The following is a 21,008-nucleotide window of genomic DNA, read 5'->3' as shown; positions in this document are numbered from 1 at the left end:
ATTTCCGCTCCGTCGCCGCCCCGCCGCCGCCCCGCCGCCGCCCCGCCGGGGGGCCGACGGGTGGTGGCGCTCACCCCCCGACGGGTGGTGGCGGCGCTCAGCCCCCCGACGGGCGGCGGGCCCGCCACACCAGGTAGAGGGCGCTGGCCCCCGCCGCCACGCGGAGCAGTATCGGAAAGACATCACCCATCGCCTCGCGCAACGCGTCGCCGCCCTGCGCGATGGGGGCGCCCCAGCGGCCGTCGGTGCGGCCCCACAGCCACACGCCGGTTCCCACCGCGACGACGGCGGGCATGCCGACGGCCGCCCACTTCGCCTCGATGCGGCTGAGCTTGGGCGACCACCAGGCTGCCAGCCAGCCCAGGGCCAGCGGGACGAAGGAGCCGGTGACGACGCCCGCGACGAGGAGTCCCGCGGCGGTCAGCTCCACGAAGCCGCCGGTGCGCGCGACGCGTTCGGCCTTGGGGCCGCGTCCGCCGCCCAGCGCCCGCCGCAGCAGGGCCCCCGTACCGGCGGGCGCGGTGGCGGGCGCGGGCACGGCCTCCTCTGCCGCAGGGGTACCAGGAGCCACAGGAGCGGCAGGAGTCTTCTTCGCCCGCGCCGCTTCCTCCTCGGTGGGCGGCGGCTTCAGTACCTCCGGCAGCTCGATGCCGCCGACGAAGCCCGGCACGGGCTCGCCCGCCGCCACCCCGCCGCCGCCACCGGGCCCGCTGCCGTACGGGCTCGGGTCCACCCGCCACCAGTCGGGGTCGGTCTCGCCCACGGGCCCCAGCTCATCCAGGCTCGCCAGGTGCGGGGACGAGGCGCCGAAGGCCGCGCTCGGGCCGGTGCCCCGGCCGGGCAACGGCGGCGGTGCGGCCTCATCGGCGTCCGCCCCCTCGCCGGACCCCCTGGCGCCCCGCTGTGTGGGCACGGAGGGCGACGGCGCGGCGGAGACGGACCCGGTGCCGGTGCCGCCGTTGGCCGCCGCGACCACGTCCTCGGGACGCCCCAGCCGGCCGAGGATCTTGCGCACGGCGGCCTTGCTCTCGGCCCCGCCCTCGGCGGCCCGCGCCTTGTCGATCTCCCCGCGCAACCCGCCGACGAGCTTCGCCCGCTCGGCCGCGGTCATGCGGGTGCTGTGGGCCAGATCCCCGATCCGGCTCAGATAGTCGAATACGAGCTGATCGCTCTCGATCCCCACCAAGTCCCCAACGGCTGCTCGCTCGTAGACGGCCACCGGCCGCCGCCACGCCTCCGCAACGACCGTACCGCGCACGCCCCCCTGTTGTGGATCTTCCCACCCGAACCATTGGCCCCACGGGGCCCCACCTGCCCGAGCCGCCTCGCCGTGCCCCGGCGTCAGCCGCGGGGCGCGGCACCGACAAGCCTCCGGCCGTCACGGAATTGACTGCCCGTCACGGAATTGACCGTGCGTCACAGACTTGACCGCCCGTCACGGAAACGACTGCGGCCGTATGCCTGGTTGGCCGAGCCGACGGACAGCGAGGACTGGCCGGCTGAGCCGCACGACGACGCCACCGCCCCTCCCCGGGGGGGCACGGCGGTCGTCACCGGTCTGGCTGGTGACGCTTCGAGCGCTCCGCCGGACGACGGCTCCCCGAACCGAACCAACCCCACCACCGCCGAACCGTTCCTGACGTCATCGCACGGTCACTCACCCTCAGTCACCGACTCACCTCGGCCGCGCCACCCCGCGCCCCCGCGCACCCCACAGCGCCTCGGCCAGCGACCCGGCCCCCCGCCTGCCGCTACCGTGGGGAGGATGAGCAGCGAGCAGAGGCGTGGTCGTGGTGGGCGTCCGGACGGCCGGGGGCCGGGGTCGGCGCCGCGTACGCTCGCCGAGGATCTGCGGGGGCGGGACGATGCCGCGCTCGCCGCGCTGCTGCGGGTGCGGCCCGATCTGCTCTCGCCGGTGCCGGGGGACCTCACCCAGCTCGCCACCCGCGCGGGCACGCGCGCCTCGGTCGTGCGGGCGCTGGAGCGGCTGGATCAGTTCACGCTCCAGACCGCCGAGGCGCTGGCCGTCGCCCCCGCGCAGGGGCCCGCCCAAGGACTCGCGCAGGGGCCCGCGCAGGGGTCCGGATCAGGCTCCGCCCCCGGTCGGACACCAGGTCACCCGGAAGAGAGCACGCCCCGGGTCCGGGCCGCGCTCGCCGCGCTCCTCCCGGGAGAGGAGGCCGCCGAGCGGCTGCCGCACGCGCTCGCCGAGCTGAGGGCGCGCGCCCTCGTGTGGGGCGACGAGGAGCGCCCCCGGCTGGTGCGCACCGCCCGCGAGCTGCTCATCTCGCCCTCCCCCACCGGGCTGGGGCCCACGCTCGCGGAGGCGGCGGGCAGCGCGAAGCTCTCCCCCGCGCGCCTCCAGGAGGTGCTCGGCGCGGCGGGGCTGCCCGCGACCCACGACCCCGTCAGCGCGCTGGCGGCGCTCGCGGCGCTGTTCGGTGACCCGGACCGCATGGCCGCCCTCCTCGCACAGGCACCCGAGGGCGCGGAGGCCGTGCTCCGGAAGCTGGAGTGGGGCCCGCCCTACGGCGCCGTCGACGTCAACGCGCCCTCGCCGCCCGTCGCCTGGCTCCTGGACCGCGGCCTGCTCATCCCGGCGGGCCCGGATGCCCCCGGCGGCCCGGCGGGCACGGGCAGTGTGGTGCTGCCCCGCGAGGCGGCGCTGCACCTGCGCGGCGGCCGGGCGCACCGCGAGCTGGAGCCGGTGGCGCCGCGGGTGACGGCGGCCCGCGCCCACGCCACGGCGACGGTGGACGCGACAGCCGCGGGGCAGGCGATGACCGCGCTGTCGACCGTCGAGGAGCTGCTGGGGTACTGGGAGACGGAACCGCCGACGGTGCTGCGCGCCGGCGGCCTGGGCGTACGCGACCTCAAGCGCACCGCCGTCGCGCTGGACCTGCCGGAGCCCGCTGCCGCCTTCTGGGTGGAACTCGCCTACGCGGCGGGCCTGTTGGCCTCGGACGGCGAGGCGGACGAGGTGTACGCGCCGACGCCCGCCTACGACGAGTGGCTGCGCGCGGCCCCGGCGGAGCGCTGGGCGGTGCTGGCGACCGCCTGGATGTCGGCGACCCGGGTGGCGGGCCTGGTGGGCGAGCGCGACGCGAAGGGGCGCTCCCTCGCCGCGCTGGGACCGGGCCTCGACCGCGGCTCCGCGCCCGAGGTGCGGCGCCGGTCACTCGGCCTGCTCGCCACGCTGGAGGCGGGCTCGGCCCCCGACCGGACCTCCGTACTCGAACGGCTGCGCTGGGAGCGGCCGTTGCAGGGCGCCAGGGAAGCCCGCGAGTCCCCGGCCGAACGCGGCGCACGTGGCACGGACGGACGCGCCACGGACGCGCGCGGCACGGACGGGCGCGCCACGGACGGACGCGAGGCGGACGCGCGCGGCACGGACAGGCAGGGCGCGCCGGGGAGTGGGGCCGCAGGCCGGCACGCCGACGCCACCGGTGGGCTCCGCAGCCGCCTGGCCCACCAGGCGCTGGACGAGGCCGAGTCCCTCGGCGTCACCGGCAGGGGCGCCCTCGCCTCCTACGCGCGTCCCCTGCTGGAGGACGCCACCCGCGAGGCCGCCAAGGCGCTGACCCCCCACCTTCCCGAGCCGGTCTCCGAGGTGCTGCTGCAAGCCGACCTCACCGCCGTCGCGCCAGGCCCTCTGGAGCGCGAACTGGCCACCTCGCTCTCGGTGCTGGCCGACGTCGAGTCCAAGGGCGGCGCCACCGTCTACCGCTTCACGCCCGGCTCGGTGCGCCGCGCGCTCGACACCGGGCGCACCGCGGCCGACCTGCACGCCTTCCTCACGGCGCACTCCCGTACCCCGGTGCCGCAGCCGCTCTCGTACCTGATCGACGATGTGGCGCGCAAGCACGGCCAGTTGCGGGTGGGCGCCGCCTCCTCGTACGTACGCTGCGACGACGACGCGCTGCTCGCCGAGATCCTCGCCGACCGCCGCTCAGCGCCGCTTCGCCTGCGGCTGCTGGCCCCGACCGTGCTGGCCTCACCGGCGCCGCCCGACCAGCTGCTGGCCCGGCTGCGCGAGATGGGCTACGCGCCGGCGGCCGAGTCCGCCGAGGGCGACGTGCTGCTCGCCCGGCCCGACGCGCACCGCACCCCGCCGCGCACCCCGCCGGACCCGGTGCCCGACGGCCCGCCGCAGCCGGACGGGACGCTGCTGGCCGCTGCCATACGGGCCATCCGCGCGGGGGACCGCGCCGCCACTCTCCCCCACAAGCCCAAGGCCCCCACGGGCCAGGCACCCACGGGCCCGGTCCCCGAGGGCGGGCTGCCCCGTACGGTCATGGCCGAGACCCTCGCCACCATGCAGTCCGCGACCCTCACCGGCAGCCACCTGTGGATCGGCTACGTCAACGCCGACGGCGCCGCCTCCCAGCGCGTCATCGCCCCCGTCAAGGTCGAAGGCGGCTTCGTCACCGCCTACGACCACACCGCCGACGAGGTCCGCACCTACCCCCTCCACCGCATCACGGGCGTGGCCGAGGTCACGGAGAGCTGAGCGCGCCCCGCACCACCCCCGCGATGCTGCACACTGGACGTTTGGCCGCATCCCAGCGGCAAAGCCGCGTCCCAGGGCACGGACGAAACGCGTCCCAAGGACGCGGAGACCGCGTCCCCCAAGGCGCGGAGACAGCGTCCCAAGGGCGCAGAGACCGCGTCCCAAGGGCGCAGAGGAGAGGGTGAGCGGGTGAACGGTGGGCCACTCATCGTGCAGAGCGACAAGACTCTGCTGCTGGAAGTCGATCACGAGCTGGCCGAGGCGTGCCGGCGGGCCATCGCGCCGTTCGCGGAGCTGGAGCGGGCCCCCGAGCACATCCACACCTATCGACTGACCCCGCTGGGGCTGTGGAACGCGCGGGCCGCCGGGCACGACGCCGAGCAGGTCGTGGACGCGCTGGTGGAGTACGCGCGCTATCCCGTCCCGCACGCGCTCCTGGTGGACATCGCCGAGACGATGGCCCGCTACGGGCGGCTCACACTCGCCAAGCACCCCACGCACGGGCTGGTGCTGGAGACGACGGACCGCCCGGTGCTGGAGGAGATCCTGCGCTCGAAGAAGGTCCAGCCGCTGGTCGGGGCGCGGCTCGACCAGGACAGCGTGGCCGTGCACCCCTCCGAGCGCGGGCAGATCAAGCAGGTGCTGCTCAAGCTGGGCTGGCCCGCCGAGGACCTGGCCGGGTACGTGGACGGCGAGGCGCACCCCATCGCGCTGGACGAGAGCGGCTGGGCCCTGCGCCCGTACCAGAAGCAGGCTGTCGAGGGCTTCTGGCACGGTGGCTCCGGAGTCGTCGTCCTGCCCTGCGGGGCCGGGAAGACGCTGGTCGGGGCAGGTGCGATGGCCGAGGCCAAGGCGACGACGCTGATCCTGGTCACCAACACCGTCTCGGCCCGCCAGTGGAAGCACGAGCTGATCAAGCGCACCTCGCTCACCGAGGAGGAGGTCGGCGAGTACAGCGGCACGAAGAAGGAGATCCGCCCCGTCACCGTCGCCACCTACCAGGTGCTGACGACGAAGCGGAAGGGCGTCTACCCGCACCTGGAGCTGTTCGACTCCCGCGACTGGGGCCTGGTGATCTACGACGAGGTGCACCTGCTGCCCGCGCCGGTCTTCAAGTTCACCGCCGACCTCCAGGCCCGCCGCCGCCTCGGCCTGACGGCGACCCTCGTGCGGGAGGACGGGCGCGAGTCCGACGTGTTCTCGCTGATCGGCCCCAAGCGCTTCGACGCGCCTTGGAAGGAGATCGAGAACCAGGGCTACATCGCGCCCGCCGACTGCGTGGAGGTGCGCGTCAGCCTGACCGACTCCGAGCGGCTGGCCTACGCGACGGCCGAGCCGGAGGAGAAATACCGCTTCTGTGCGACCACCGACAGCAAGCGGAAGGTCACCGAGGCGCTGGTGCGCCGGCACGCGGGCGAGCAGACGCTGGTCATCGGGCAGTACATCGACCAGCTCGACGAGCTGGGTGAACACATCGGCGCCCCCGTCATCAAGGGCGACACCAGCAACGCCCAGCGCGAGAAGCTCTTCGAGTCCTTCCGCCAGGGCGAGATCGACTGCCTGGTCGTCTCCAAGGTCGCCAACTTCTCCATCGACCTGCCCGAGGCGACGGTCGCCATACAGGTCTCCGGCACCTTCGGCTCCCGTCAGGAGGAGGCCCAGCGGCTGGGCCGCGTCCTGCGGCCGAAGGCGGACGGCCATGAGGCGCGCTTCTACTCCGTCGTGGCCCGCGACACCATCGACCAGGACTTCGCAGCCCACCGCCAGCGCTTCCTGGCCGAGCAGGGCTACGCGTACCGGATCGTTGACTCGACGGACCTGCTGTCGGACGACGACGCGTAGCCCCTCCGGGGGCCTCCTCGGTTTGCGACTGCGGCTGCGTCGTGGCTGGCCGCGCGGTTCCCCGCGCCCCTTTCGGGGCGCTACGCGCTGTCCTCGGCCGCCGAGTGCGTGCTCTTGATGGCGACCCTGCCGTCCGGGGTGATCGCCGCCGTCTCGCCGGTGCGCAGCCAGCCCTCGTGCAGCGGAGCCTCCTCCTCCACGTAGGAGGCGGTGATCCACGGGCCGCGCAGCAGCAGCTCGCCCTCGGACTCGCCGTCCCAGGGCAGCGGTGACAGGTCGGGGCCTGTGACGCCGTACTCGACGGAGGCGGGGAAGCGGTAGTGGTCGGATCTGCCGGCCTCGCCGCTCGCCGCGCGGGCCACGCACGCGGGCGACAGCGTGCCCGGCGCGCCCCAGGCCGCCGCCGTGCTGATGCCGTGCCGCCGGCCCAGCTCCCGCACCAGGAAGGGCCCGCCCGGCTCCTCCCCCGGGCCCCCGACGACGACGGCCTCCCGCAGCGAGGACAGGTCGCGCGGGAGGGCGTCCAGCTCGTCCCGCAGGCCTTCCCACACCGCCAGATCGGCGACGACCAGCGACGGCCGCTCCGTCTCGGCCATCTCCGCCAGCGGCGCCGGCTGGTCGTAGGCGCCGGGCAGCAGCAGCGAGGCCCCGCCTGCGAAGGCCGCGTAGGGCAGGCCCCAGGCGAGCATGCGCGACATCGGGACGACGGAGAGCACCAGGTCGTGCTCCCCGATGCCGTACGCCTGGGGCGTCTGGGCCTGGATCGCGTGGAGATACAGGGCGCGGTGGCTGTAGGCGACACCTCTGGCGCGTACGTCGGCGTAGCCGGAGCCGTGGGTCTCGGTCGTGTGGCACAGGACGGCGGCGTCGCGCTCGTCGATCTCGGGCCAGTCGTAGTGCCGGGGGCGGTCGGCGATCAGCTCCTCGTAGTCGTGCACCTCGGCGCCGCAGGCCGTGCCGCCGATGACGGCGCCGGAGCCGCTGCCGCCGCCCGCCACGACGATGTGCCGTACGTGCTTGAGGCGCGGCAGGACCGAGGCGAGCGGGGCCAGCCCGATGGCGTCGGTGAGCAGCACCTTCGCACCGCCGCTCGCGGCGGCGGCCACCAGCTCGTCGGCGGGCAGCCACGGGTCGAGTGGGTGGAGGACGGCGCCCATGGCGGGCACGGCGAGGTAGGACTCGAGGTGGTCGGCGGTATTGGCCATCAACGTGGCGACGGTGTCGCCCGAGTCCACCCCGAACTCCTCGTGGAGCGCGCGGGCGAGCTGGATGGCGCGGACGCCCGAGGCGAGGAAGGTGCGCCGGTCGGGCTCAGCGCCGCCTGTCGTCCCCGTCCAGGTGGTCACCTGGGACGTGCCGTGTGCCAGCGCCCCGTGCACCAGCAGTCGGGTCACGGTCAGCGGGATGTCCTGCATCGTGCTTCGCACACCGGCCTCCTCGGGCCTCTACACACTCGTGTTCGCGGTGGCCTCCGCGCTGGTCCGCGGGGCTTGCCGCGTGCTTGTCGACGGGGTGGTCCGTGGGCCGGCCCACGGGATGGTCCCTACCGATTCTTGCCGGGGGAACGCGTGGTGTCAGCGGGAGCGTTCCGCGGCCGACGGCCGACAGCGCCGCCGCCGCGGCCGGCAGCGCCAGGATGAGCAGCGGATACGGCGCCGCGAACGGCTGCTGCCACCAGGGCAGACGCAGGTCGAGATCGCCCTTCTTGGGGATCATCCACATCGTGCGCGCGGCGAAGACAACGACGGCTCCCGCGCTCACCCGGCGGAGCACCCGGGGGGATACCGGGAGCGGGACCGGGTGCCCCGCCTCACGACCCGCTCTGTGCTCCGCCTCACGACCCGCCTCGTGCTCCGCCCTGTGCCCCGTCTTGTGGCGCGCCAACGCGGCGAGGCCGATCAGCAGCGGGACGCACCACACCCAGTGGTGGGACCAGCTGATGGGCGAGACGAGCAGCGAGACCAGCGCGGTCACCTGCACGCCCCAGAAGTCCCCCGTTCGGGACGTACTCGTTCGGGACGCGCTCTCGCGTACGTACGCCCTCCGGGCCAGCCACATGCCGGCGACGGCCAGCGCTCCTGCGGGCACCAGCCACAGCGGGCCCGGCGTGGGGTCGTGGGCGAGGCGGGCGATCAGCCCCTGGAGGGACTGGTTGTCCACGATCCACGCCTTGCCGACCCGCCCCGTCTCGAACACCCGTCGGGTCCAGAACTCCACGCTGGCCCCCGGCAGCGCCAGCGCGCCCACCGCCACGCTCGCCGCGAAGCCCCCCACTGCCGTCAGGCCCGCCCGGAACCGTCCGGTCAGCAGCAGGTAGACGACGAAGAGGGCGGGCGTGAGCTTGATGCCCGCGGCCACCCCGAGCACGAAGCCCTTGCCGCGCGCCCCGTCGGGACGGCTCAGGTCCCCCAGGACGAGGCAGGCCATGATGAGGTTGACCTGCCCGAACGCGACTGTCTGGAAGACCGGTTCGAGCCACAGCGCGCCCGCGGTCACCACCAGCACGAGCGGAAGCCGCGCGGGGGCGAGGGACCCGGAGGTGAGGCGTTCGGGGGCGAGGGACCCGGAGGCCGCGCGTAGCGACAGCCGTACCAGCACGGCCAAGAGCGCGACGTTGCCGACGACGAACGCGGCCTTGGCGACGGCCAGCGGCACCAGCGCCACCGGCACGAACAGCAGCGCGGCGAACGGCGGGTAGGTGGCCGGAAGCCGCCACTCGGTGACCGCGAAGCCGTACAGATCGGTGCCGTTCCACACCGCGCTGCCCTCGGCGCGGTAGACCAGCACGTCCGACATGGGGAAGCGCAGGGCGACCGCCAGCACCACGAATCCCGCCACGGAGAGGGCGAACAGACCGAGGGCCTGTGGGGTACGGGTGAGCGGCGTGCGGACCGCCGGGGGTGACGTGTGGCTGGTGGGGGCAGTCACCCGTGCCGACTCCTCGTCCCCGGGACGGCTCCCGGATCGCCGTTGGCTCCGTGCCCGACGACCCTAGACGACGGCGCGTGCGCCCGCGCCGGTGGTACTCAGTGGCGAGGCGGGGCGGCCTCGGTGCCGCTACCGAGGACGACGACGCTGAACGCGGCGCCGCCGAAGGCGCGTATGGCGCGGAGCGCCTCGTGGCCGCCGCGGCGCAACCGGGTGCGGAGGCGGACATCGGCAGGGGTGCTGGTGCGGGGGCCGGCGTTACGGGTACGGGGGGTGACGATACGGGTGCGGCGGCCCGCGCCCAGCGCGGTGGCGCCTGCGGGCCGCATCGGTCCGGGGTTCGTGAATGCGGTGTCCATGACCTCATGGTCCATTTCCGCAGCTCCCCGGCGCATCGGCCGAAAGGTCGTGGTACGCAGGGGCTTTGTACGCCTCGAGTCGCATGGCGGTACGCCTCCGGTCGCACGGCCACCCCCGGGGGGATCTCAGGGGCGCCCCTGAGTCCGGCCCCGCGCGCGCCTGGCGCCCCCTCTTCGGGGCCCTGCGAAGGCCCCGTCGCGGCCCTGTCGCGGTCCCGTCGAGGCCCCGCATAAAGCGTTCGACGACCGGAAGAGGCGGGGCTAGAATCGCCGACTTGCCCCCTCGCCGCCGGTCCACCGGCCCCGAGGCGCCCGCCGCACGGAAACCGGCCGGGCCGTCCGTCAGAACCGTATTCGTACGACGCACCGCACCCAGCCGCACCCCGCGCCCCCTCCTCGCGTGCCCCGCACTTTCGCGTTCTCGCATGCCCGCGCTCTCGCATGCCCGCGTTCTCGCGGTCCGCGTTCTCGCCAGGAAGGGAGCGCCGGTCGGGCTGTCGCGGCGCGTCCGCGTGCCATGCCGGAGGCAGCCTGGTGACCGCCCGATCCGAATCCGAACCCCTGCCCGCGCAGCGCTCGCTCCCGGCGGGCGTGGGCGAGGGCGACAGCAATCCGCTCGACCGTGAGCGCGCCCATCTCACCGCCTCCCGCACCGCGCTGCGGGCGATGCGCGCGGACGCCGAGTCGCTCGACATCCGCGATGTCGCGGCGAACTGGGTCAACGCCGAGGCGCTGGCCGCCGGCATCGAGGCCCGTATCGCCTCGCTCGCCGATCTCGCGCACGCGCCGCTGTTCTTCGGCCGCCTCGACTATCTGCACACGGTGGGCGGCCCGGAGCCGGACGCCGCCGAAGGCCCCGGCGACGGCAGCGACAGGAACGACAGGAACGACAGGAGGAGCAGCGGCGGCGGCGACCGCGACCGGGGCACAGCAGAAGCCCAGCAGGCCAAGAGCCGCCCCGGTCACTCGCTCTACATCGGCAGACGCCACGTCCACGACCCCGACGGCGACCCGATGGTCATCGACTGGCGCGCCCCCGTCTCGCAGCCCTTCTACCGGGCCTCGAAGAAGGACCCGCAGGACGTCGCGCTGCGCCGCAGGTTCGGGTACACGGCCGGGGAGCTGACCGCCTACGAGGACGAGCACCTGACCGACCCCGCGGAGGCCGAGCGCCGCACCAGCGCCCTTCTCCAGGCGGAGATCGAGCGCCCCCGCGTGGGCCCCATGCGGGACATCGTCGCGACGATCCAGCCCGAGCAGGACGAGATCGTGCGCTCCGGCATCGAGGGCACGGTCTGTGTGCAGGGCGCTCCCGGCACCGGGAAGACCGCCGTCGGCCTGCACCGCGTCGCCTACCTCCTGTACGCGCACCGCGAGCGGCTCACTCGTACGGGCATTCTTGTCATCGGCCCCAACGACTCCTTCCTCCGCTACATCGAGCAGGTGCTGCCCGCGCTGGGCGAGTTCGAGGCGCGGCAGACGACGGTCGAGAGCCTGGTCGCACGGCCCGACGTCCCGGTACGCGGCACCGACACCGCCGAAGCCGCCCGCCTCAAGGGCGACGCGCGCATGGCGGAGGTGCTCCGCCGCGCGGTGCGCTCGGGCGTGCGTACGGCCTCGGACGTGCGTACGGCCTCGGATGCGCCTACGACCAGGACGTCGGCGCCCCCCGAGCGGGACCAGGAGCCGCTGGTGGTCGTGCGCGGCTCGCGGCGCTGGCGGGTGCCGGCGTACGAGATCGAGGAGATGGTCCGCGAACTGCTGGGCCGCGACATGCGCTACGGCGCGGCACGCGAGGCCCTGCCGCAGCGGATCGCGCACGCGGTGCTGACCCGGATGGAGCGCGCGGGCGAGGCGCCCGACGACCGCGTGCAGGACGCGGTGGCGCGCAGCGCCCCGGTGAAGGCGCTGGTCAAAGAGGTGTGGCCGACGGTGGATCCCGCCAGGCTGGTGCTGCGCCTGCTGTCGGAGGCGGACTTTCTGGCCGAGCACGCGCAGGGTGTCCTCTCGTCCGAGGAGCAGAAACAGCTTCTGTGGACGCGGCCCGCGCGGAGTGTGAGGAGCGCCAAGTGGTCGGCCGCCGATGTGGTGCTGGTCGACGAGGCCGCCGACCTCGTCCAGCGCACCCACTCCCTGGGCCATGTCGTCCTGGACGAGGCGCAGGACCTGTCCGCGATGCAGTACCGCGCGGTGGGCCGCCGCTGCACCACCGGCTCCGCGACGATCCTGGGCGACCTCGCCCAGGGCACCACCCCCTGGGCCACCGAGAGCTGGGACGAGGCGCTGGCCCATCTCGGCAAGGCCGAGGCGGTCGTCGAGGAGCTGACGGAGGGCTTCCGCGTGCCGCGCGACGTGATCGCCTACGCCTCGCGGCTGCTGGGCGCCATCGCGCCGACGCTGACGCCCGCGACCTCGGTCCGGGAGTCGCCGGGCGACTTCGCCGTCGAGCGGGTCTCCTCGCCGGACGAGCCGTCTGGGCAGGACGGGGCGATCGTCGCGGCGTGCCGGGCGGCCCTGCGCAAGGAAGGCTCGATCGGTCTGATCGCGGCGGAGTCCCGGATCCCCGCGCTGGAGGCGGCGCTTTCGGCCGCCGGTCTCGCGGCGCTGACACCCGGCGAGGAGACCAGCCGCGAGGCACGCCTCACGCTGGTGCCGGCGACACTGGCGAAGGGGCTCGAATACGACTACGTCGTGCTGGACGAGCCGACGGCGATCGTCGCCGCCGAACCGGATGAACGCACCGGTCTGCGCAGGCTCTACGTCTGCCTCACCCGTGCCGTCTCGGGTCTCGCCGTGCTGCATACGGCACCGCTTCCGGAGGCGCTGACGCACTCCTCCCCGTAACCCCGTAACGTAGCCGTTTGTCCCTTCGCGCCCGAGGAGTTGCGCCGTGCACCATCTCTCATACGGAGACGTCAAGACCGCCGCCGAGCGTATCGACGGGCAGGTGCGGACCGTGACGCTCGCTCGCGGTTCGGGTGGCGCCGGTTCGAGCGGCACCGGTTCGGCCGCGCAGGGGGAGCGCTTCGAGCTGTGGCTGGCTCTTGAATTCCTCCAGCACACCGGCACCTTCAAGGCCCGCGGGGCCCGGAACTTCCTGCTCGCCCACCGCGAGCAGGGCACCCTCCCGAACGCGGGCGTCACCATCGCCTCCGGCGGCAACGCCGGGCTCGCGTGCGCCTGGGCGGCGCGTGAGCAGGGCGTTCCGGCGACGGTCTTCGTGCCGGAGAGCGCGCCGCCGGTGAAGGTGGAGCGGCTGCGCGCGTACGGCGCCGACGTGCGGTTCGCCGGTACGGAGTACGCGGAGGCGGCAGCGGCGTGCGAGGAGTTCGTGGCCACGACGGGGGCTTTGGCGTCGCACGCCTACGACAACCCCCTCATCGCCGCCGGCGCCGGGACCCTCGTGGAGGAGATCCGCGCCCAAGTGCCGCTGCTGGACACGATCGTCGTCTCCGTCGGCGGCGGTGGCCTGTTCTCGGGCGTCGCGGCGGCGGCGCAGCACCACGGCATACGGGTCGTCGCCGTCGAGCCGGAGCGGTGCCGTGCGCTGAACGCGGCGATCGAGGCCGGGCGGGTGGTGGACGTGCCGGTCGACTCCGTCGCGGCGGACTCGCTGGGGGCCCGCCGCGCCACACCCATGGCGCTGGCCGCGGCGGGGCACCGCAATGTGCGGTCCGTACTGGTGCCGGATGCGGCGGTGGTCGCCGCGCGGCGTGGGCTGTGGGAGTCGCACCGGCTGGCCGTTGAGCACGCCGCGGGGGCGGCGCTCGCGGGGGTTGTGGGGGAAGGGGCGCCGTATGTGCCTGCTTCCGGGGAGCGGGTGGCGGTCGTGCTGTGCGGGGCCAACACGGAGCTCGGGGATTTGTGACCTGACGTCGCGACCGGACGTCGCGGGTGCCGGCTTGGGCGCTCCGTAGAGGCGGAGGCGGCCTTGTCAGTGGCCGCGTCTACGGTGTGGGGATGAAACAGCTTCAGCTCTCCTTCGCATCCGGGGCCCGAATCCGGTGGGCGGATCTGCCCGGTTCGCAGGGTGACGACGCTCCTGTACGGCTCTTCCTGCACGGGATCGGCGCCAGTTCGACGTACGACTACTCCGAGATCGCCCTGCATCCGTCGCTGGTGGCCACGGGTCGGCGTTCGCTGCTCGTCGACCTGCTGGGGTTCGGCCACAGCGACCGGCCGGAGGAGTTCGGGTACGCGTTGGAGGAGCATGCCGACGCGGTGGCCGCGGTGCTGGACTCGGAGGGCATACGCGGTGCGGAGGTCGTCGGGCACTCGATGGGCGGGGCCATCGCACTGGCACTGGCCGCGCGGCGGCCCGAGCTGGTCGGGGCGCTCACCCTGGCGGAGGCCAACCTCCGCGCGGGAGGCGGGCCGTGGAGCGCGAAGATCGCGGCGTGGCGCGAGAGCGACTTCGTGGCACGTGGGATGACGGAGTTCATGGCGGACGAGACCGATCCGGGATACCTCACCACCCTGCGGCTGAGCGCGCCGCACGCCCTGCACCGTAGCGCGGTGGGGCTGGTGCGCGGCACGTCGCCGCAGCTCGCCGCGATGCTGGCCGCGTTCGAGGGGCCCAAGACATTCTTGATCGGCGAGCTGAGCAGGCCGTACGAAGAGGAGGCGGACGCGGTGGGAGCCGGGGCCGGAGTGCTCACGGTCTCGTCCTCCGGCCACACCATGCCCAGCGAGAACCCGGACGGCTACGCCCGCGCGGTCGCCCAGGCATCCGCCGCTGCCGCTTCGTAGGAGCCGCCGCCGTCCTTTTCAGACCTTGTCAGACCTTGTCAGGGTCGCCACCCTCGATCCCGGTTCCGGGTTCCCGGTCCCGGGTTCCCGGCTCCGAGTTCCCGGCCCCGGGCGACAGGGCGCTGCCCGAACGGCCCCTCGCCGCAGCCGGATTCGCCGTCGGCATCAGGATTGCTGCGGTTGCTGTAGCCCCTGAAGGAGCAGTCCGACCAGTCGGCGGGGGTCGTAGCGAGGGTCGCTGTCACGTCCGATACAGAGGTTGCCGATGCCGCGCATCAGTTCGTAGGCGTCCGTACCCGGCCATGAGCGAACCCACTCACCCGGCCGGCACCTCCAGTTCGCCCGCTCCAGTCCTCTCGGTCAGCCCGGTAGTGCTGTCAGCTCCCGGCCGCGCCGTGGACCTGGAGGTGCGGGTCTCCGCGCCCATGACCGGGAGCGACCTGCCGGTCATCCTCCTCTCGCACGGTCAGGGCTACTCGAACAACCTCTCCTCGCTGAACGGCTACGGCCCCCTCGCCAACTACTGGGCGGCGCACGGATTCGTCGTGATCCAGCCCACCCATCTGAGCTCGAGGACGCTGAGCCTGGATCCCGACACCCCCGGGGCGCCGCTGTTCTGGCGCTCACGGGTCGAGGACATGACGCGCGTCCTCGACCAGCTCGACGCGATCGAGGCCGCCGTACCGCAGCTCCTCGGGCGCCTGGACCGAAGCAAGGTCGCCGTGGCCGGACACTCGATGGGCGGGCACACCGCGAGCCTGCTGCTGGGCACCCGGCTCACCGATCCGGACGACGGAACGGAGGTGGACCTGACCGAGCCCCGGATCAAGGCGGGCGTGCTGCTTGCCGCGACCGGCAGAGGCGGCGATGCCCTCACCCGGTCCGTGGCCGAGAATCTCCCTTTCCTCGTGACCACGGACTTCTCCAAGATGACGACACCCACGCTCGTGGTCGTCGGCGACAAGGACACCTCCGCCCACCTGACGGTCGCGGGCCCGGGCCGGCACGCCGATCCGTACTCCCTCTCCCCGGGCCCCAAATCCCTGCTCACCCTGTTCGACGCGGAGCACGGGCGCGGCGGGGTCGCTGGATATGACGTCGCCGAGACCACGGACGAGAGCCCGGAGCGAGTGGCCGCGATCCAGCGGCTCACCTCGGCCTACCTCCGCACCGCGCTCTACCCGGGGGATTCCGCCTGGCAGGCGGCGTGTGACGCGCTGGCGGCCGGCCCCGGTCCGCTCGGACGAGTCGAATCCAAGTAGACCGAAGAGACACCACCTCGGCGGGCGGGCCAACGGCGCGAGGTGGTCGCCACACCGGCCTCCCCGGGGCAGCGGCGAGGGGCGGCGGCGAGGGACAGCGGCGAGAGACAGCGGCGAGAGAGCCCTACTCGGCCGGGGACCAGGCCGCGACGAGGGAGAGCAGGCCCGGGAAGCGGGCTTCGAGGTCGTCGATGCGGACGCGGTTGCGGCGCGAGGGCCCGTACTGCCGCTGACGGATGAGGCCCGCCTCGCGGAGGGTGCGGAAGTGGTGAGTGAGGGAGGACTTGGGGCGGTCCAGTTCGAACCACGTACAGGCGTGATCGAAGTCCTCCGCTTCCAGGAGGAGTTTGCGCACCACACCCATGCGCAGTGGATCGCTGAGCGCGGCCATGACCGACTCCAGACGGATCTCGTCACGCGCGGGTTCCGGCAGCGGCCCGGGGAGGTCACCGGGTGGGGGCGGCGGGGCGCGGAAGCCCTGTTCGACGGCTTCGGGTGCGGCCCCGGCCGGGGCCTGGGCTCCTGCTGCGGCAGGCACGAGGGTGCCACCTCCTTCGACCTTCATTCGGCTGCCTCCGGCTGCCTCGATCAGCGGAGTACGAGTTGCATCGTACTACTCCCCCTGGTACGAATTCTCTCGTACTTCTTGTACGAGTCTACTCGTACTCCCTTCGGTCGCCCTCCCCTGCCCTGGAGCCCCTATGTCCACGGTCGCTTCCCCCGACACCAGTCCCACCAGCGCCCCTCCCACGCCTGCCGCCCCTCCCCCCGCACCTCCCGTAGCCACCCCCGCCCGGCGAGGGTGGATGTGGCTGGCGGCCTGGCCCGTCGTCGCCGTGCTCGCGCTCTCCAACGAACCGGCCCCGCTCTACGTCCTGTGGCAGGGCAGATTCGGCTTCTCCTCCGCCACGCTCACCGTGATCTACGCCTTCTACATCGCGGGCCTGCTCGGCACCCTCACCGTGGCGGGCACGCTGTCCGACCGGTTCGGACGCAAGCCCGTCCTGCTCCCGGGGCTGGCACTGGCCGTGCTCGCGTCGGGGATGTTCGCCACCGCACACTCCGTCCCCGTACTCTCGGCGGCGCGCCTGCTGAGCGGGATCGCCGTCGGCGCCTTCCTCTCGGCGGGGATGGCGGCCGTATCGGATCTCGCCGAAAGCACACAGAAGCGAACGGCGGGACTCATCGCCTCCTCCTCGATGGTGGCGGGCGCCGCGGTCGGGCCGCTGCTGGCTGGGGTATTGTCCGAGGTGCTGCCCGGCCCCTCGGTGACGGTCTTCCTGGTGCAGATCGCACTGCTGCTGGTCGCACTCGTGGTCGTCGTACGGATGCCGCTGCCACCCCGGGCCCGGGGCAACCACGAGGGCGCGGCACGACGCTGGATACGCATCCCCTCCGCACCCCGCGCCAACCGCCGCCAACTACTGCTGGGCCTTGCCGTATTCGCACCCGCGATCGCCGCGACCGGCTTCGTCCTCTCGCTGGGACCCACCCTCCTCGCCGACCTGCTGCACACCAGCAACCGGGCGCTGTCGGGCGCGACGATCTTCGTGCTGTTCGCGGCGGCGACGGGCGTCCAGTTCGCCGCACGCCGTCTGCGGGTGCGTACGGACCTGCTGACAGGAGCGGCGCTGACGGTGCTGAGCATGGGCGCCCTCGTCCTCGCCGTCGCCACAACCTCGGTGACCGCGCTGCTGGCCTCGGCCGTGCTGGCGGGGCTCGGCCAGGGGCTGACCCAGCTCGGCGCGCTGACGATGCTCAGCGCGAACGTCCCCGCCGGCCGCCTCGCCGAGGCCAACGCCGCACTCACGGCCGGCGGCTACCTCCTCGCCGGCGCCCTCCCGGTGGCGGCAGGCGCCCTCAGCGACGCGGCGGGCCTCACGACAGGCACGACCCTCTTCGGCATCACGGTCGCCGCACTGGCCCTGATGGGAGCGACGGCCGTCATACGGGAGCGGGGCCGAGGGGACCGAGGACGCGCGGATGCGATGGCCTAGGCGGGCGTGGTCGCCAACACCGGCATGGTCTCCGCTGACGACGCGGCCCGGAGAGCGGACGGCCTGGTCGCCCTGATCGCCCTGGAGCAGGTCCTGGCCGGGAGTCTCAGACCTCCCGGTCGAGGGCCTCGCGCCACTCCCTTACGGCGGCCGGGTCGACCGGGGCGTCCCAGCCCCGGGGGCGGGCGGCGCCCCCGATGTGGAAGGCGTCCACACCGGCCCCGCGGAGTCCGGCGACGTGGTCCAGGGCGAGGCCGCCGCCGACCAGCAGGCGGGCGCCGTATCCCGGTTCGCCGTCGGCCGTCCGGGCGGCCTCGGTGAGGAGGGTGTCGTACCCCTGGTCGACCCCGTCGGGGGAGCCGGCGGTGAGGTAGGCGTCCAGGCCCGGCGTCCCGGTGAGCTGCTTGCGCAGCGCGTCGCGGTCGGCGGCACGGTCGATGGCGCGGTGGAAGGTCCACCCGCATCCGGTGATGACCTCGCTCAGGGCGCCGACGGCGCGCAGGTCGGCCTGGCCCGCGTCGTCCAGGAAACCGAGCACGAACTCCTCGGCGCCCTCGGTCCGCAGCTCCCCGGCCCGCTCGCACAGCCGCTCGATGCCCGCTTCGCCGCCCGCGTGGAAGCCGTCCGAGAGGCGCAGCATCACCCGCATGGGGAGGCTGACGGCCTCGCGAATGGCGGCGAAGGTCTCCAGGGCAGGGGTGAGTCCGTCGGCGGCGATGTCGGTGACCACCTCAAGGCGGTCGGCCCCTCCTGCCTGGGCGGCTGCCGCGTCCTCCGCGCTGAGCGCGATCACCTCAAGAATTGGTCTAGACATATTCCATAGACTGCCATACGGGAAGGGAGCCCTGGAAGACACCGATCATTCCGGAACACAATTGTTCACATGGCTACGACCGAGCCGCACGACGGCAGACACGAAGCGCTCCTCTCGCGATGGAACGCGCTGCTGGTCAGCGCGCGCGACGGCGGCGCCCGCCCCGACCCCACCCCCTACGGCGAAGAGCTGCTCTCCCGCTGGGCCGAACCGCACCGCCACTACCACGGGACAAGCCACCTGCTGACCGTCCTCAACCGGGTGGACGAGCTCGCCTCACACGTCGAGGACCCGGAGGGCCCGCCCGAGCCCGGGGCCCAGGACCTCGACCTGGACGCCGTGCACCTGGCCGCCTGGTTCCACGACGCCGTCTACCGCCCCGACCGCAGCGAGAACGAGGAGCGCAGCGCACGGCTCGCCGAGCGCGCGCTGCCCGAGGTGGGGGTGAGCGAGCCCCGCACCGCCGAGACGGCCCGTCTCGTGCGGCTCACCGTCACCCACGACCCCGCGTCCGGCGACCTCAACGGCGCGGTGCTGTGCGACGCCGACCTCGCCGTCCTGGCCGGCTCCCCCGAGGAGTACGCGCACTACGCCGCCGAGGTCCGCCAGGAGTACGCCTTCGTCCCCGATGCCGCCTTCCGGGAGGGCAGGGCCTCTGTTCTGGGACAGCTCCTCGGCCTCCCCCGCCTCTTCCGCACCGCGTACGGCCGCGCCCAGTGGGAGCACATCGCCCGCCGCAACCTCACGACGGAGCTGGAGTTGCTGACGCCGTAAGGGGCTCCCCTGCCTCTTGCTCCCTGACCGCCGCCCCTGTCCCCCACTCCTTGCCCCCTGCTCCTCACCCCCGGGCCCGGCCCTCCGGGGAGTGAGCCCGAGCACACCGGAGCCGGGGCGGGGCCGGGCGGGAATGCGGCCGGGGCCGAGCCTGGTTGGTGCCTGACATGCCTGCTGATCCCGCGACGGACGAGCCACGCGCTGCTCGTATCCCACTTTCTGTCTACATATTGGGACTATCTGTCTTCGCCCTAGGGACCTCCGAATTCATGCTTTCGGGGATTCTCCAACCGCTCGCCCGGGACCTGGGGGTCTCCATCCCCAAGGCGGGGCTGCTGGTCTCGGCGTTCGCGGTGGGCATGGTCGTGGGGGCTCCGGTGCTGGCGGCGGCGACGCTGAAGCTGCCGCGGCGTACGACGCTCCTGGCGCTGCTCGCCGTCTTCATGCTGGGGCAGATCGCGGGCGCGCTCGCGCCGACGTACGAGGTGCTGTTCGCCTCGCGCGTGGTCAGCGCGCTCGCCTGCGCCGGGTTCTGGGCGGTGGGCGCGGCCGTCGCCGTCTCCCTCGTCCCGCACAACGCCCGGGCCCGCGCCATGGCGATCATGGTCGGCGGGCTCAGTGTCGCGAACATCGCGGGCGTGCCCGCCGGAGCGTTCCTCGGTCAGCAGGCCGGGTGGCGTTCGGCGTTCTGGGCGGTCGCCGGGCTGGCCGCCATCGGTCTCGTCGGTGTCCTCACGGTGGTGCCGCGCACCGCCGTGCCGACCGGCGACGACGCCCCCAACCTCCGCCGCGAGCTGGGCATCTACCGCGACAAGCAGGTGTGGCTCGCGCTGGTGACGATCGCGCTCAACGCCGGTGCGGTCTTCGCGCTCTTCTCATACCTCGCACCGCTGCTCACCGATGTCGCGGGGCTGCCGGAGAGCTGGGTACCGACCGTGCTCGGGCTGTTCGGGCTCGGCGGGCTGATCGGCACGATCATCGGCGGACGGGTCGCCGACGCGCACCTGTTCGGCACGATGTACGGCGGCATCGCCGCCTCCACCGTCGTGCTGGGGCTGCTCGCGCTGCTCGCCGAATACCGCGTCGCGGCGGTCGCGCTCGCGCTGATGCTCGGGGTGACGGCCTTCACGACGGCACCGGCGCTGAACGCCCGCATGTTCAACGTCGCCAACGCGGCACCGACGCTGGCCGGGGCGACCACGACGGCCTCCTTCAACATCGGCAACACCGTGGGCCCGTGGGTCGGCGGCCTTGTCATCTCGGCAGGCTGGGGTTATGCGGCCGTGGCCTGGGTGGCCGCGGCGATGGCGGCGGGCGGCGTCGCGGTGACGGCGGTCGCCTCCCGGGTCCACGTGCGCTCCCGCGTGATCGCGAAGTCGGTTCCGGCCGTCGCGGCCCCGTCGCCCGCTTCGGCTCCCGCCCCGACTCCCGCCCCCGGCGAGAGCTCACCTCTTCCGGCGGCGGAGCCCCGCTGAGGTCAGGTGGCGAAGGAGTTCCTTGGGGCCGACCTCGACGGCACCGGCCCGGACGGCGGCAGCGTATTGCGTCGACGGGATGTCGTAGTGGTCGTGGTCGAACGCACGCGGCGGGCATCCGATGCCCGCCGCGAAGGCGTGCAGTTCCTCGTAGGACGTGTCGCTCACCAGGTGCGACCACATCCGCCCGTGACCGGGCCACATCGGCGGGTCGATGTAGAGGGTCATCTCCGCACCACTCTCCCGGCCCTCTCGCGTCTCCCGGCCCTCTCGCGAGAGGCTCCCGTCCCAGGTACCC

At 73.7% G+C, this 21,008-nt stretch carries 16 protein-coding genes and 1 pseudogene; 9 read left to right on the top strand and 8 right to left on the bottom strand.

The genetic code is table 11. The annotated features are described in order from the left end of the window. Positions 1–97: 97 nt before the first annotated feature. The gene (locus OHB04_RS23260; protein ID WP_326808215.1) at positions 98–1,258 is read right to left on the bottom strand and encodes a hypothetical protein; all 1,161 of its coding nucleotides are present in this window, start codon (positions 1,256–1,258) and stop codon (positions 98–100) included. Positions 1,259–1,765: 507 nt separating this feature from the next. On the opposite strand from OHB04_RS23260, the gene OHB04_RS23255 reads away from it, so the two are divergent. Next, positions 1,766–4,510, top strand: a complete 2,745-nt coding sequence (locus OHB04_RS23255) for a helicase-associated domain-containing protein (RefSeq protein ID WP_326689589.1) — start codon at positions 1,766–1,768, stop codon at positions 4,508–4,510. Between the two features lie 189 nt (positions 4,511–4,699). Continuing rightward, positions 4,700–6,352, top strand: a complete 1,653-nt coding sequence (locus OHB04_RS23250; RefSeq protein ID WP_326689588.1) for a DNA repair helicase XPB — start codon at positions 4,700–4,702, stop codon at positions 6,350–6,352. 80 nt (positions 6,353–6,432) lie between these two features. Here the strand turns inward: OHB04_RS23250 and OHB04_RS23245 are convergent, their stop codons facing one another. The 3 genes from OHB04_RS23245 to OHB04_RS23235 all read right to left on the bottom strand — a co-directional run bounded on the left by OHB04_RS23245 (position 6,433) and on the right by OHB04_RS23235 (position 9,639). After that, on the bottom strand, positions 6,433–7,779 hold the full coding sequence (locus tag OHB04_RS23245; RefSeq protein ID WP_326689587.1) for an AMP-binding protein: 1,347 nt from the start codon (positions 7,777–7,779) through the stop codon (positions 6,433–6,435). Continuing rightward, positions 7,664–9,280, bottom strand: coding sequence for a glycosyltransferase 87 family protein (locus tag OHB04_RS23240; RefSeq protein WP_442814930.1), 1,617 nt, complete (start codon positions 9,278–9,280; stop codon positions 7,664–7,666). Before OHB04_RS23240 ends, OHB04_RS23245 begins: the two co-directional genes overlap by 116 nt. 98 nt (positions 9,281–9,378) lie before the next feature. After that, positions 9,379–9,639, bottom strand: coding sequence for a hypothetical protein (locus OHB04_RS23235; RefSeq protein WP_326689586.1), 261 nt, complete (start codon positions 9,637–9,639; stop codon positions 9,379–9,381). Between the two features lie 534 nt (positions 9,640–10,173). Between OHB04_RS23235 and OHB04_RS23230 the strand changes: the two genes are divergently transcribed. The 3 genes from OHB04_RS23230 to OHB04_RS23220 all read left to right on the top strand — a co-directional run bounded on the left by OHB04_RS23230 (position 10,174) and on the right by OHB04_RS23220 (position 14,388). Next, the gene (locus OHB04_RS23230) at positions 10,174–12,483 is read left to right on the top strand and encodes a HelD family protein (RefSeq protein ID WP_442814929.1); all 2,310 of its coding nucleotides are present in this window, start codon (positions 10,174–10,176) and stop codon (positions 12,481–12,483) included. A gap of 46 nt (positions 12,484–12,529) precedes the next feature. Next, a complete protein-coding gene (locus tag OHB04_RS23225) occupies positions 12,530–13,507 on the top strand; it encodes a serine/threonine dehydratase (protein WP_326689585.1) in 978 nt (325 codons plus the stop codon). 92 nt (positions 13,508–13,599) lie between these two features. Further along, on the top strand, positions 13,600–14,388 hold the full coding sequence (locus OHB04_RS23220) for an alpha/beta fold hydrolase (RefSeq protein WP_326689584.1): 789 nt from the start codon (positions 13,600–13,602) through the stop codon (positions 14,386–14,388). 165 nt (positions 14,389–14,553) lie between these two features. Here OHB04_RS23220 and OHB04_RS23215 read toward each other — a convergent pair. Beyond that, a pseudogene (locus OHB04_RS23215) lies at positions 14,554–14,688 on the bottom strand (TetR family transcriptional regulator); the annotation flags it as partial. A 2-nt stretch (positions 14,689–14,690) separates the two neighbouring features. Here OHB04_RS23215 and OHB04_RS23210 point away from each other — a divergent pair. Continuing rightward, positions 14,691–15,650, top strand: coding sequence for an alpha/beta hydrolase family protein (locus tag OHB04_RS23210; RefSeq protein ID WP_326808214.1), 960 nt, complete (start codon positions 14,691–14,693; stop codon positions 15,648–15,650). A 124-nt stretch (positions 15,651–15,774) separates the two neighbouring features. On the opposite strand, the gene OHB04_RS23205 is transcribed toward OHB04_RS23210, so the two are convergent. Continuing rightward, positions 15,775–16,083, bottom strand: a complete 309-nt coding sequence (locus tag OHB04_RS23205) for an ArsR/SmtB family transcription factor (RefSeq protein WP_326692851.1) — start codon at positions 16,081–16,083, stop codon at positions 15,775–15,777. 268 nt (positions 16,084–16,351) lie between these two features. Between OHB04_RS23205 and OHB04_RS23200 the strand changes: the two genes are divergently transcribed. Then, positions 16,352–17,647, top strand: a complete 1,296-nt coding sequence (locus tag OHB04_RS23200) for an MFS transporter (RefSeq protein ID WP_405804250.1) — start codon at positions 16,352–16,354, stop codon at positions 17,645–17,647. Between the two features lie 106 nt (positions 17,648–17,753). Here the strand turns inward: OHB04_RS23200 and OHB04_RS23195 are convergent, their stop codons facing one another. Continuing rightward, on the bottom strand, positions 17,754–18,461 hold the full coding sequence (locus OHB04_RS23195) for a copper homeostasis protein CutC (RefSeq protein WP_326808213.1): 708 nt from the start codon (positions 18,459–18,461) through the stop codon (positions 17,754–17,756). 69 nt (positions 18,462–18,530) lie between these two features. Between OHB04_RS23195 and OHB04_RS23190 the strand changes: the two genes are divergently transcribed. Next, positions 18,531–19,235 (top strand): HD domain-containing protein, encoded by a 705-nt coding sequence (locus tag OHB04_RS23190; RefSeq protein ID WP_326808212.1) that lies wholly within the window; start codon positions 18,531–18,533, stop codon positions 19,233–19,235. A gap of 167 nt (positions 19,236–19,402) precedes the next feature. Next, positions 19,403–20,710: a Cmx/CmrA family chloramphenicol efflux MFS transporter gene (locus tag OHB04_RS23185; RefSeq protein ID WP_326689580.1), complete on the top strand. Its 1,308-nt coding sequence runs from the start codon at positions 19,403–19,405 to the stop codon at positions 20,708–20,710. Here the strand turns inward: OHB04_RS23185 and OHB04_RS23180 are convergent. Continuing rightward, on the bottom strand, positions 20,681–20,938 hold the full coding sequence (locus tag OHB04_RS23180; protein ID WP_326689579.1) for a DUF4031 domain-containing protein: 258 nt from the start codon (positions 20,936–20,938) through the stop codon (positions 20,681–20,683). The genes OHB04_RS23185 and OHB04_RS23180 overlap by 30 nt on opposite strands. Positions 20,939–21,008 lie beyond the last annotated feature (70 nt).

The organism is Streptomyces sp. NBC_01775 (assembly GCF_035917675.1).
Classification (GTDB): Bacteria; Actinomycetota; Actinomycetes; order Streptomycetales; family Streptomycetaceae; genus Streptomyces.
The sequence above is the reverse complement of the archived record's forward strand: the minus strand, read 5'-3'. Positions and strand labels throughout refer to the sequence as shown.

Excerpts from the sequence above, each read along its gene's own strand:
- OHB04_RS23210 (WP_326808214.1), top strand. The coding sequence starts at position 14,691 with ATGAGCGAACCCACTCACCCGGCCGGCACCTCCAGTTCGCCCGCTCCA.
- OHB04_RS23235 (WP_326689586.1), bottom strand. The coding sequence starts at position 9,639 with ATGGACACCGCATTCACGAACCCCGGACCGATGCGGCCCGCAGGCGCC.
- OHB04_RS23255 (WP_326689589.1), top strand. The coding sequence starts at position 1,766 with ATGAGCAGCGAGCAGAGGCGTGGTCGTGGTGGGCGTCCGGACGGCCGG.
- OHB04_RS23220 (WP_326689584.1), top strand. The coding sequence starts at position 13,600 with ATGAAACAGCTTCAGCTCTCCTTCGCATCCGGGGCCCGAATCCGGTGG.
- OHB04_RS23190 (WP_326808212.1), top strand. The coding sequence starts at position 18,531 with ATGGCTACGACCGAGCCGCACGACGGCAGACACGAAGCGCTCCTCTCG.
- OHB04_RS23180 (WP_326689579.1), bottom strand. The coding sequence starts at position 20,938 with ATGACCCTCTACATCGACCCGCCGATGTGGCCCGGTCACGGGCGGATG.
- OHB04_RS23185 (WP_326689580.1), top strand. The coding sequence starts at position 19,403 with ATGCCTGCTGATCCCGCGACGGACGAGCCACGCGCTGCTCGTATCCCA.
- OHB04_RS23200 (WP_405804250.1), top strand. The coding sequence starts at position 16,352 with ATGTCCACGGTCGCTTCCCCCGACACCAGTCCCACCAGCGCCCCTCCC.
- OHB04_RS23195 (WP_326808213.1), bottom strand. The coding sequence starts at position 18,461 with ATGTCTAGACCAATTCTTGAGGTGATCGCGCTCAGCGCGGAGGACGCG.